General features: G+C 43.9%; 11 protein-coding genes. 3 read left to right on the forward strand and 8 right to left on the reverse strand.

Annotated elements, in window-relative coordinates; translation table 11 throughout:
- Nucleotides 1–15: 15 nt before the first annotated feature.
- The 3 genes from polX to zapA form a co-directional block, all read right to left on the reverse strand.
- Nucleotides 16–1,734 (reverse strand): DNA polymerase/3'-5' exonuclease PolX, encoded by a 1,719-nt coding sequence (gene polX / locus D3H55_RS04095; protein ID WP_119545632.1) that lies wholly within the window; start codon nt 1,732–1,734, stop codon nt 16–18.
- A gap of 192 nt (nt 1,735–1,926) precedes the next feature.
- The gene (locus tag D3H55_RS04100; protein WP_119545633.1) at nt 1,927–2,469 is read right to left on the reverse strand and encodes a CvpA family protein; all 543 of its coding nucleotides are present in this window, start codon (nt 2,467–2,469) and stop codon (nt 1,927–1,929) included.
- A 7-nt stretch (nt 2,470–2,476) separates the two neighbouring features.
- On the reverse strand, nt 2,477–2,737 hold the full coding sequence (gene zapA / locus D3H55_RS04105; RefSeq protein ID WP_119545655.1) for a cell division protein ZapA: 261 nt from the start codon (nt 2,735–2,737) through the stop codon (nt 2,477–2,479).
- Nucleotides 2,738–2,916: 179 nt separating this feature from the next.
- On the opposite strand from zapA, the gene rnhC reads away from it, so the two are divergent.
- On the forward strand, nt 2,917–3,846 hold the full coding sequence (gene rnhC, locus D3H55_RS04110; protein WP_119545634.1) for a ribonuclease HIII: 930 nt from the start codon (nt 2,917–2,919) through the stop codon (nt 3,844–3,846).
- A gap of 397 nt (nt 3,847–4,243) precedes the next feature.
- Here rnhC and pheT read toward each other — a convergent pair whose 3' ends face one another.
- The 3 genes from pheT to D3H55_RS04125 form a co-directional block, all read right to left on the reverse strand.
- Complete coding sequence (gene pheT / locus D3H55_RS04115; RefSeq protein ID WP_119545635.1) at nt 4,244–6,658, reverse strand: phenylalanine--tRNA ligase subunit beta; 2,415 nt, start codon at nt 6,656–6,658, stop codon at nt 4,244–4,246.
- Between the two features lie 22 nt (nt 6,659–6,680).
- Nucleotides 6,681–7,718 (reverse strand): phenylalanine--tRNA ligase subunit alpha, encoded by a 1,038-nt coding sequence (gene pheS / locus D3H55_RS04120; protein ID WP_119545636.1) that lies wholly within the window; start codon nt 7,716–7,718, stop codon nt 6,681–6,683.
- Nucleotides 7,719–8,235: 517 nt separating this feature from the next.
- Entirely contained in the window at nt 8,236–8,997 is a 762-nt protein-coding gene (locus D3H55_RS04125) for a TrmH family RNA methyltransferase (RefSeq protein WP_119545637.1), read from the reverse strand.
- A 150-nt stretch (nt 8,998–9,147) separates the two neighbouring features.
- On the opposite strand from D3H55_RS04125, the gene sspI reads away from it, so the two are divergent.
- Nucleotides 9,148–9,357, forward strand: coding sequence for a small acid-soluble spore protein SspI (gene sspI, locus D3H55_RS04130; protein WP_119545656.1), 210 nt, complete (start codon nt 9,148–9,150; stop codon nt 9,355–9,357).
- A gap of 171 nt (nt 9,358–9,528) precedes the next feature.
- Here sspI and D3H55_RS04135 read toward each other — a convergent pair whose 3' ends face one another.
- Both D3H55_RS04135 and D3H55_RS04140 read right to left on the reverse strand, forming a co-directional pair.
- Nucleotides 9,529–10,614 carry a M42 family metallopeptidase gene (locus tag D3H55_RS04135; protein WP_119545638.1) on the reverse strand — a complete coding sequence of 362 codons (1,086 nt, stop codon included), beginning with the start codon at nt 10,612–10,614 and terminating at the stop codon, nt 9,529–9,531.
- Between the two features lie 128 nt (nt 10,615–10,742).
- On the reverse strand, nt 10,743–11,231 hold the full coding sequence (locus D3H55_RS04140; protein ID WP_119545639.1) for a dUTP diphosphatase: 489 nt from the start codon (nt 11,229–11,231) through the stop codon (nt 10,743–10,745).
- A gap of 195 nt (nt 11,232–11,426) precedes the next feature.
- Between D3H55_RS04140 and D3H55_RS04145 the strand changes: the two genes are divergently transcribed.
- On the forward strand, nt 11,427–11,803 hold a 377-nt coding region (locus D3H55_RS04145), incomplete at its 3' end, for a sigma-w pathway protein ysdB (RefSeq protein ID WP_168412955.1).

The raw sequence follows: 11,803 nt of genomic DNA on the forward strand, positions 1-11,803 counted from the left end.
TACTCCTCCCTACTATCAATCATTTCTTTTTAAAAATTTCAGTAAATCATCACTTTCATATGTGTTGATGACAGAATCGGACTTTACCCAGCCTTTTCTGGCAGCACCGACACCGACTTCCATGAATTCGAGATGGTCTATGCTGTGTGCATCCGTATTGATGACAATCTTGACCCCTGCTTCCTCCGCTTTCTTTATGTTCTCAGAGGATAAGTCGAGCCTGTTTGGATTGGCATTCAATTCAAGTGCTGTATCTGTCTCTTTTGCAAGTTCGATCAGCATATCGACATCAACGTCATACCCTTCCCTTCTGCCTATGATCCTTCCAGTCGGGTGGGCAATGATATCGACATGCGCATTTTTCAAAGCTGTTTTCATACGGTCCATGATCTTATCTCTTGATTGAGAAAAACTGGAATGGATTGAGGCAATCACCAGATCCATTTGTTCAAGAACTTCATCATCATAGTCCAATGTTCCATCAGGCAGGATGTCCATCTCTATTCCTGATAGAATTGTAATATCATCATATTTATCATTTAACTTATGGATTTCATCCCGTTGTTTCAATAACCTTTCAGCCGTCAATCCATTGGCGACTTTCAAATACTGTGAGTGGTCGGTAAACGCCATATACTTATAGCCCTTAGCCCTGCATGCCTCTGCCATTTCTTCCAATGAATGAGCACCATCTGTCCAAGTGGAGTGCATATGCAGGTCGCCCTTTATATCCTTCAATTCAACCAGTCCGTAGTCTTTCGAATAGTTATCGATTTCCCTGCCGTCTTCCCTAAGTTCCGGGGGAATCCAATGAAGCCCGAAATGATCATAGAATTCTTCTTCAGAGCGGAATGTTTTCACTTCACCGGACTCAGCATTTTCCACTCCATATTCGCTGATCTTTTCGCCTCTTTCCTTTGCGATCTGCCTCATACGGACATTATGATCTTTTGAACCGGTAAAATGATGGAGAGCAGTGGCATACTCTTCCGGCTTTACAAGCCTGAAGTCAACGGATACTTCCCATTCATACAGGAAAGTAAGCGAGATTTTCGTATCACCTGCAGCAACGGAATCCTTTATATCAGGTAAGTTCAGTATCTGTTCTTTAACACCTTGTACATCATTCACTGCAATGATGAAGTCCAAATCTTTAACAGTCTCCCTCATCCTTCTAAGACTTCCCGCACGTGAAAATTCTTTTATCCCCTTCATTCCGGAAAGAGCACTTTCAATTTTTTCCGCAATTGGAAGCATGTATGCAATTGGAAGGCGTTCCGGCTGTGAACCTGCGTTCTCGATTGCTGCCAGAATCTTCTCTTCCGTCTTTTTACCGAATCCTGACAGGGAAGAGACTTTTCCTGCCTCACAAACCTCCTGCAGTTCTTCTATGTTTGTAACATTGAGTTCCTGATACAGCTTGGCAATCTTCTTTCCGCCAAGTCCAGGCAGTTTCAATAGAGGGACCAGCCCTTCCGGGACCTCTTTCTGCAGCTCTTCCAGAACGCTCGATTTCCCTTCAGAAATGTATTCTTCTATGACAGCCGCAGTGCCCTTGCCGATGCCATTGATTGCCGTGAACGAATCTATCTCATTCAGGCTCCTGTCGTCGGTCTCCAAGGCATTGGCTGCCTTCCGGAAAGCAGATACCTTGAATGTGTTTTCACCTTTCAACTCCATATATATAGCAATTGTCTCAAGTAATTTAATGATATTTTTTTTATTTACAGTCATTCGATCACCCTCTTATATGATTTTTCAGAGTAATGTTCATCTGCGGGACCCTTTTTAGCCTCCAGTATTAATACTATCAGAATACCTGCCTAAAAGGAAAAAGATAAACAGAATGGCACAGCATGTCAGGAAAATCCCTCTTTAAACACAAATAGGGACTGGCCGGGGTTGACGGGCCAGTCCTCTTAGAATCTATTGTTCTGTATAATTGATCCACCAGTCCTGCACCTGGCCGGATAAAAACGGCGTGTTAGAAACCATGAACTCAGCAAGCACTGAATCATTCAGCAGCGACTGGACACCGGCAATCGGAAGCAGTGCTGCAATGTATAAAAGGATGAAGATGACAATATAGGTTTCAATGAATCCTAGAATACCGCCGCCAAGAGCATTGAATTGCTTCAGAATCGGCAGGTGTGCAAGGAAATCGAGCATGGAACCGATGATTTGAAACAGAATCCGGGCAGCAAAGAATATGATGGCAAATGCGATGACCCGATAATAGGATTGATCCAGATTCGTTGCTTCAAACAGCATGTTCAATGCTGATTCTTCATCAAGCACAGGGAAAGGGATCCATAAAGTTAATTTCGGCGCTAACTGATCATAATAAATATAGGCAATGATAAATGAAATGATAAAACCTGTCATATGTACAAGCTGAAGGATAAACCCTCTCCTCAATCCGACAAAGAATCCGAAAATGAGGATAATCAATAGTGCTAAATCAAGCATAATATTTTCAATCCTTTAATTTTTTTAATTCTTCTTCCAGACTTTCACAGTACTCTTTCAGCTTAAGATTATCGTGAAGAGTGTTCACTGCTGTCAGTACTGCAAGCTTGCTTTTATCCAGGGAAGGATTCATGGAGCTGATCTCTCTCATCTTCTCGTCTACCAAGGAAGCGACAAGGCGGATATGACTTGTGGATTCAGTCCCGACAATGACATATTGCGTCCCATATATATCCACAGTTGTACGGTTTTTTTGTTTTTGAGACAACATGAAAGCCCCCTATCATAAGAATCCTAAACATTATCATAACACGAAAATATTTAGAATGGGAAAAATTTTGTCATTTTGAGTCTGATTTTGTTAACAATTCTAAAAGTGTCAGAAGTCTGATATGCTTTAGGTTCAAGCATACATAGAAACCATATATCCAGAAGGGAGTGGGCTTTGTGGCTAACACCGTCTTACAATGCACCGCAGTGAAAATCAATGAAATGAAAGCTTTCTATAAAACCAATCTTCAGGATAAGATGCCCCCTGGTTCGGTCTTTACAGCAAAAGTACCAGGCTGTACCATCACCGCTTATCGTTCCGGAAAGGTCCTCTTTCAGGGAGGAAACGGACAGGACGAAGCCGGAAAATGGGGAACTGCCCAAGATTCAGCTCCTTCGAAAAGCGGCAAGCCCAAAACAAACCCGAAATTACCGGCCAATATTGCTGAAATGTCACTCATTGGTTCAGATGAGGTAGGGACAGGAGACTTCTTCGGCCCCATCACTGTCGTAGCCGCCTATGTAAAAAAAGAGCAGATTCCGCTATTAAAGGAGCTTGGTGTAAGAGATTCCAAAAATCTGACAGATGAAAAAATCATCGCCATAGCCAAAGACCTGGTATCCGTCATTCCATACAGTCTCCTAATCTGCCATAACCCGAAGTATAACGATTTGCAGGAACAAGGGATGTCCCAGGGAAAAATCAAAGCACTTCTTCATAACAGGGCCATCCTTAATCTCCTCCAAAAAATATCACCGGAGGATCCTGAAGCAATCTTGATCGATCAATTCGCCGAAGAAAGCACTTATTATAAATACTTAGCCGGCCAAAAAGAGATTCACCGGGAAAAAGTACTCTTCAGCACCAAAGGCGAAAGCATCCATCTCTCCGTTGCAGCAGCTTCCATCCTTGCACGCTATGCCTTTGTCAAAGAAATGGATAAACTCAGCTCCGCCGCAGGCTTCACCCTGCCTAAAGGCGCCGGAAAACAAGTGGACATCGCAGGTGCGAAAATAATCAGGAAGCACGGAACTGCAGAATTGAAGAAACTAACAAAATGGCATTTCGCGAACAGCGATAAAGCACAGAAGCTTGCGCGTGGATAAAAAGATGAAGTGAATAGGAGTTTCAGGTGAATTTGTTTGTTTAGGACTGCTCTAGACGCCTTTTCATTTGAGACTTCTTTTTTTGGGAGGGAATTTACAGCCTGTCTATACTCCCTTTTTGGGGGGCTGCCCTTTTTTTAGGGCACTTGGGCCCTTCTCTTCGCCATTTGGGCTTGGATAGCAATTCTTCTTGGACTACGGCACCCGGCTATGCGCCTTTTCTGCTGAAGTCACCCTTCTTTTTGGACTCTAGAACCCTTCTATGCACCTTTTAAACTGATGCCTCCCTCTTTTGGGAATAAAGGAATCTTATGGCTCATTCCGCTCCAACTGTCTTAACAAAAAACGCCTCCGCATAGGCACCTATGCGGGGGCGTTTCATTCTTGCAATCGCTTCTTATCCTCTTAATTCAGCTCCAGTTTTATCTTTCACTGCGTCAAGGACTTTGTTATGTGCTTTGACCACTTCATCATCCGTCAAAGTGCGGGCAGGGTCGAAGTATTTCAATGAATATGCAAGGGATTTCTTCCCTGGTTCCATATGCTCGCCCTGATAAAGGTCAAAGATGGAAACCTCCCTCAGCAGCTTGCCTCCTGCTTCCTTAATGATGGACTTCAACTCTCCCGCTTTAACATCCTGATTGACTACAAGGGCAATATCTCTTGTAATGGATGGATATCTTGGGATCGGTGAGTACTGAAGTGCCGGCAGGTTGTAATTGAATACTGGTGCAGCCTCGATTTCAAATACATATGTTTCGTTAAGATCCATATCTTTTTGAACATCAGGGTGTACCTGTCCGGCGAAGCCGATGACCATGTCATCCAGCAGAATTTCTGCCGTACGGCCCGGATGCATGCCTTCACGTTCAGCTTGTCGGAAGCTGATATGTTCCGCAACACCCATTTCCTCGAAAAGCCCCTCCAGGATTCCTTTTACAACGAAGAAATCAACCGGCTTCTTCTCTCCCTGCCATGGGTGGCTGTTCCACAAGCCAGTCACTGCTCCGGCAATATGTTCATGCTCAGAAGGAAGTTCCTGATTTTCTTCTTTTAAGAACACTGAACCGATTTCATAGAAAGCAAGAGAATCATTTTGGCGGGCAATGTTATAAGAAAGAGCTTCCAGCATCTGCGGAATGATGCTCAGACGGAGATTGCTCCTCTCTTCACTCATCGGCATGATCAGACGAATCGGTTCACGCTTATGAAGTGCGAACTGGCCTGCTTTCTTATCATTTGTAAGAGAATATGTTATTGCCTGCATCAAGCCTGAGCCCTCCAGGTTGCGGCGGGCCGCACGGCGTTTGATCTGGAATGGCGTCAGCTTGCCGGCAGTTGCATCACCCTCCGGCAGTGTCAACGGCAGATTATCGTAGCCATACAGCCTTGCCACTTCTTCCAGCAGGTCTTCTTCGATCGTAATATCCCCTCTGCGTGTAGGGATAGTAACCTGGAACTCGTTTCCTTGAACCTTTACGGCGAATTGAAGGCGATTAAAAATCGACTCCACGTCAGCAGCACTGATATCGGTACCAAGGACAGAATTTATTTTTTCCAGCGAGATCGTTACAACAGCAGGTTCCACTTTCAGGTTGTCTACTGTGACGGATCCTTGCAGCACCTCACCGCCGGCATACTCTGCCATAAGGGAAACCGCCCGTTCAGCTGCTTCTCTGACACGGTTTGGATCGACACCTTTTTCATAGCGGGAGCTGGCTTCACTGCGCAGTCCATGATCCTTTGATGCCGTGCGGATGGGACCGCCTGCGAAATACGCTGATTCAAGAAGGACCGTATTTGTATCCTGGCCGACTTCCGAATCGGCTCCACCCATAACTCCTGCCAATGCAACAGGTACTGTGCCATTCGTGATGACTAAATGATTTTCGTTAAGTTTTCTTTCTTCATCATCCAAAGTGACGATCACTTCATCCTGTTCCGCTCTTCTGACGAGAATTTCTTTTGAACCGAACTTGCCGTAATCGAATGCATGCAGCGGCTGGCCGTATTCCAGCAGGATATAGTTCGTAATATCGACTACGTTATTATGAGGTCTGATTCCTGAAGCAATCAGGCGGTTCTGCATCCACATCGGTGATGGCCCGATTTTGATGTTTTTAATGACTTTTGCCACATAAAGCGGGTTATCTTCAACAGCTTCCACTTTCACGGAAATATATTCGGAAGCTTTCTCTGAAGACTCTTCGACTTTGGTTTCGGGCTTTTTAATATCCCTTCCAAGGATTGCGCCTACTTCATAAGCAACCCCAAGCATGCTCATGGCATCGGCTCTGTTTGGCGTCAATCCCAATTCCAGGACAGCGTCATCCAAATTCAGCTCTGCCACTGCATCCGAACCGACCTCTGTATCCTGAGGAAACACATAGATTCCTTCTGCATGTTCTTTTGGAACAAGCTTACCCTCTACTCCAAGCTCCTGCAGTGAACAAATCATTCCATTTGATGCCTGGCCGCGCAGCTTCGCTTTTTTGATTTTAAAATTACCCGGAAGCACTGCTCCTACCTTTGCCACTGGCACCTTCTGGCCGGCAGCCACATTAGGTGCACCGCATATGATTTGAACAGGCTCGCCTTCTCCCACATCAACCTGACATCGATTCAATTTATCTGCATCGGGATGCGGTTCGCATTCCAATACGTGGCCGACCACTACATTTTTGATCCCTTCCCCGATGATCTCGACACCTTCAACTTCAATTCCGCTGCGGGTGATTTTTTCGGCCAGTTCTTCAGGATCCACACCGGAAAGGTCTACGTAATCCTGCAGCCATTTATATGAAACAAACATTTTCCTGCCTCCTCAAGCTTTATTATTCTTGTGTTTGAAACTGGTTTAAGAAACGAACATCGTCTGTATAGAAATGACGGATGTCATCGATTCCATACTTCAGCATTGCAATACGCTCTGGTCCCATTCCGAATGCGAATCCAGTGTATTTTTTCGAATCGAAACCTGAAATTTCCAATACGTTAGGATGGATCATTCCCGCTCCGAGAATCTCAATCCAGCCTGTGCCTTTACAAACACTGCAGCCTTTCCCGCCGCAAATCTTACATGTAATATCCATTTCGACAGAAGGCTCTGTGAAAGGGAAGAAGCTTGGACGCAGACGGATTTCCCTGTCTTCTCCGAACATTTTCTTGGCGAACACCTGCAAAGTTCCTTTTAAATCACTCATGCGGATGTTTTCACCGATGACCAATCCTTCAATCTGCATGAATTGGTGGGAGTGTGTCGCATCGTCATTGTCGCGCCGGTATACTTTTCCTGGACAGATGACCTTGATAGGCCCTTTGCCTTTATGCATTTCCATCGTTCTGGCCTGTACAGGTGAAGTGTGGGTTCTAAGCAAAGTTTCTTCTGTAATATAGAAAGAATCCTGCATATCCCTTGCCGGGTGCCCTTTCGGAAGATTCAAGGCTTCAAAATTGTAAAAGTCTGTTTCCACTTCAGGTCCTTCGGCAATGCTGTAACCCATTCCAATAAACAGATCTTCAATTTCTTCCACGATTTTCGTGAGAGGATGCTTGCGCCCCTTTCTGACCGGCCTTCCAGGAAGGGTGACATCGATTGTTTCTGAAGCGAGTTTCTTGTTGACTGCTTCTTTTTCCAGCTTTTCACTCTTTTCTTCAAGGCGTTCTGTAACTGCTGCACGCACTTCGTTGGCGAGAGCCCCCATTTTTGGACGCTCTTCGGCAGAAAGCTTGCCCATTCCTTTCAGTACTTCTGTGATCGGTCCTTTTTTCCCTAGATAGGCAACACGGATATCATTGAGCTCTTTAAGCCCCTCTGCTGCTTCGATTTTTTCGATAGCTTCCTCTTGCAGCTGCTTTAATTTTGCTTCCATGCAAATGGCCTCCTTAACTGATTTTGGTAATTTATTGGGCTGTTTTCGTAAAATTTGTTGGTGTTGGATATGGATTTTCGAAACAATATTGCATTTGTTCACCGGAAAAAACCAGAGAAAAATCTTTGTGTTCAGGGAAAAATCCGGCTCTTGGAATCTTCGAATACAACAATCAATACGGAAACAGCCTTTTTTAACAACAAAAAAACCTCCTCCCTATCAAGGGACGAGGTTATCGTCGCGGTACCACCCTTATTAAAACACGAGGAACGTAGTCCTGTGTTAACTTCATTGGGATAACGGCTTTTCGCCGGGGCATCTTTCGGTTTCAGAAGAAACGGTCCCGATGCCAACTCAAGAGGTGAACGTTCACGATGCTGTCCATTAGAGTACTTGCAGTCTCGGTACTCTTTCCCTGGGATGGTTACAACATGTTACTTTTCTCTATCACTGTTTTTAATATATATGCCCTCTATTATAGAAAATATTTGATCTGTTTTCAAACCTTTTCGTGAAATTACTGAGCCTTTTTTAGATGATACATCAAAATGCCGGCTGCAATGGCGACATTCAAGGATTCGCTCTTCCCATAGATAGGGACATAAAGATTTTTATCAGTGGAGTTCAATATGGCCGGTGAAACTCCATTTCCTTCATTACCGAGTATCAAGGCAAATGACTCCGTGCTGGAAATCCCCTGATATTCGATACCATTTTCTAATGCCGTTCCATATACAGGGATTCCTTCAGCTTTCAGCCGTTCGATCCAGCCAGGCAGATCCCCTTTGACAATCTGCAGATGAAAGTGGCTCCCCTGGGCAGACCTCAGTACTTTGGGATTATAAAGATCAGCAGATCCTTCTCCCAGGATGATCATGTCGATTCCCGCAGCATCCGCTGTCCGGATTATCGTCCCCAGATTTCCCGGATCCTGGACTTCATCCAGCAGCAGAAACGTTTTACCTTTTAAGTCCAGCTCCCCATCTGCATCTTGATGGCAGACAGCGAATATCCCCTGGCTTGTCTCCGTAGCCGAAACAGCTTTGGCTGCATCTTCCGACAGGGTGATGATCGAGACATCATCCACATTCCAATCGGAGGGAAGCTCTACACCTTCTTTAATGAGGACCTCTTTTACAACTTTTTTGTATTTCAGGGCTTCCTCAACAAGGTGAAAGCCTTCTACCATATATGTACCTGAGCGATCACGCTCTTTCTTCGCCTGAAGTTTCTTCCATTGTTTCACTTGCGGATTTTTTGCAGATTGGACGTATTTCACAGTTTAATCTCCTTGTGAACAATTTAGCAGCCATATTCCCTTTATGCCGCTTTCGAATTTACATTATACATCAGAATTTATACATAATAAACGCCAAGTGAGGAGAAGATATCCTTGAAAACATTAATACTCGATAAAGGAGCGTTAAAAATGGGCTTAAACTTACGTAATGCGATCATCCATAATGTATCCGGAAACAATCAGGATCAGCTTAAAGATACGATTGTTGATGCGATTCAAGGCGGAGAAGAAAAAACCCTTCCAGGTCTTGGCGTTTTGATGGAAGTATTCTGGAATAATGCAGATCCCCAGGAGCAGAAGATGCTTTTGGAAACAATTGAAGAAGGCTTGAGCAAATAATGGATGCGGATGCTTATCAGGCATCCGTTTTTTATTTGTGGCTGCTTTGAATATAATATAAGATTTCCCTTCAGGTGTACGATTCCCCGCCCCAACCTCAAACTGCCCTGAAAACCCGCTGACTTAAAAACAATTAAAAAGAGACCCCAAAAGGAGTCTCTTCAGTGATTATCAATCAAATGTGATTTTAGCGACTGTGTCTTTATCAAGGCGCTTGATGACTTCGGTAATCAATTTAACGGCATTTTCGTAGTCATCACGGTGAAGCATCGCTGCATGCGAATGGATGTAGCGAGTTGCGATTGTGATGGACAATGCAGGGACACCGTTAGCAGTCAAGTGGATGGCACCTGAATCTGTTCCGCCGCCTGCGATGGCATCGAACTGGTAAGGAATGTTGTTCTCATCCGCAATATCTGTTACGAAATCACGCAGTCCTTTGTGGGAAACCATTGATGCATCATAAAGAATGATCTGCGGCCCCTCACCCATTTTGCTTTGTGCTTCTTTTTCAGAAATTCCAGGAGTATCACCTGCAATACCAACATCTACACCAAATGCGATGTCAGGGTTGATTTTTGCAGCAGAGGTCCTTGCTCCGCGAAGACCGACCTCTTCTTGGACTGTACCAACGCCGTACACGACGTTTGGATGGTTTTCACCTTTCAATCCTTTTAAGACATCGATGGCAATTGCACAGCCGATGCGGTTATCCCAAGCTTTTGCCAACAGCATCTTCTCATTGTTCATGACTGTGAATTCAAAGTAAGGAACCACCATGTCGCCCGGTTTCACGCCCCACTCCTGAGCTTCCTCGCGGCTTGATGCACCGATATCAATGAACATGTCCTTGATATCAACAGGCTTCTTGCGTGCTTCAGCAGGAAGGATATGAGGCGGCTTGGAACCGATCACACCTGTGACATCGCCTTTCTTTGTTACGATTGTAACGCGCTGTGCCAGCATTACCTGTGACCACCAGCCGCCGACCGTTTGAAAGCGAAGGAATCCTTTATCATCGATTTGGGTGATCATGAAGCCGACTTCATCAAGATGGCCTGCTACCATGATTTTCGGGCCGTTTTCATCGCCGACCTTCTTAGCGATCAGGCTTCCCAAGTTATCTGTTGTAATTTCATCAGCGAAAGGCTCTATGTATTTCTTCATCACGTCTCTTGCTTCACGTTCGTTTCCTGGCACACCCTTAGCATCTGTCAAATCTTTCAGCATTGTGAGTGTTTCGTCTAATTTCGCCATTATTTCGACCCCCTAATGATTTTATGTACCGTTAATAATCATACCAAATTATCAGAATTTATTCAAAAGATTAACATTAATTTCTGCCCGCTCTCGTTATGGTACCACTATCACCAAATGGATATTCCTCAGTACCCCTCCTGCTGCCGTTTGTAATTCACATCATTCTTTTCCTTATAGGCATGTACTACATCTTCATGTGAAAAACCAAGGATTTCCCCAAGGTAGAAATATTGATGCACAAGCTGATCATACTCCGAGACAGACCGCCCGTTTGTAAAGTCATGAATCGAATTATAAATTTCAAGGAATTGTTTCGTAACATCTTCTTCAAGATAACTTGCTTCCCGCAGCTCAAAATGCTGGATCCCGATATTGATCCCCAATGAAAGGATGAAATGCACCCCATCTACAAATTCTTCAAGGATTACATTTTTTTCGGAAGGCTGCTTTGTACTCCAAAATTTAAAGCATCTTGTCTCATTCGCCAGCTCACCCACCTCTACTAACAGTGCCAGGACCTTCTTATCAAAGAGGTCCGTTTCTTCCAAACCATGTTCTTCTTCTATGTATGTATCGAGCTCTCTCTGCATTTCCAGTAAATGATTAATATTCATTTCATCAGCTTCCTTTCATCCTTCTTTCACTTATGTACCCTCTAAATTCATTGAATGACAACGAATACTATAACATATTGTTCCGTCTTCAGAAAAAACCTTTAATTTATTTTATAAAAAAATGAAACTTTTTTTCCGCTCAATCGTAGAGAGGAACAGATGGACTATGCTGTGTAATTGTCTGGAGGTAATTTTGTGCTTATACTTATTAGAATTTTGATCTTTATCCTTATTATTTACCTATTATACCGTGCTTTCAAATACGTTGTTAATCCAAAACGGAAATTGGAACTGGCAATGGAGCAAAAGAAATTCTACTTCCTCGACGATCAGGAGAATATTAGGAAAAACTTTCTCGTCACTTATAAGGGCATATTGTTTCAAGGCGAAAAATATTTAGGAACCACCGACCAGGCTTTTGATGTCATCTCCATTTTTGTATGGGTCGAAAACTCCAGCTCTTTAAAAGGAATGAGTTATGAAGACCTGAAATATGTAGAAACAGAAATATTGGAAAGATACCCGAATGCTTCAATCGATTGGAAAAGCCCTTTAAAGGAATTCATAAACAA

Origin of the sequence: Bacillus salacetis, assembly GCF_003581585.1 — a bacterium.
Classification (GTDB): domain Bacteria; phylum Bacillota; class Bacilli; order Bacillales; family Bacillaceae_B; genus Rossellomorea; species Rossellomorea salacetis.

Bases quoted from the DNA above. Each gene is read 5' to 3' on its own strand.
- polX (WP_119545632.1), bottom strand. From the start codon at position 1,734: ATGACTGTAAATAAAAAAAATATCATTAAATTACTTGAGACAATTGCT.
- D3H55_RS04100 (WP_119545633.1), bottom strand. From the start codon at position 2,469: ATGCTTGATTTAGCACTATTGATTATCCTCATTTTCGGATTCTTTGTC.
- pheT (WP_119545635.1), bottom strand. From the start codon at position 6,658: ATGTTTGTTTCATATAAATGGCTGCAGGATTACGTAGACCTTTCCGGT.
- pheS (WP_119545636.1), bottom strand. From the start codon at position 7,718: ATGGAAGCAAAATTAAAGCAGCTGCAAGAGGAAGCTATCGAAAAAATC.
- sspI (WP_119545656.1), top strand. From the start codon at position 9,148: ATGGGCTTAAACTTACGTAATGCGATCATCCATAATGTATCCGGAAAC.
- D3H55_RS04135 (WP_119545638.1), bottom strand. From the start codon at position 10,614: ATGGCGAAATTAGACGAAACACTCACAATGCTGAAAGATTTGACAGAT.
- D3H55_RS04140 (WP_119545639.1), bottom strand. From the start codon at position 11,231: ATGAATATTAATCATTTACTGGAAATGCAGAGAGAGCTCGATACATAC.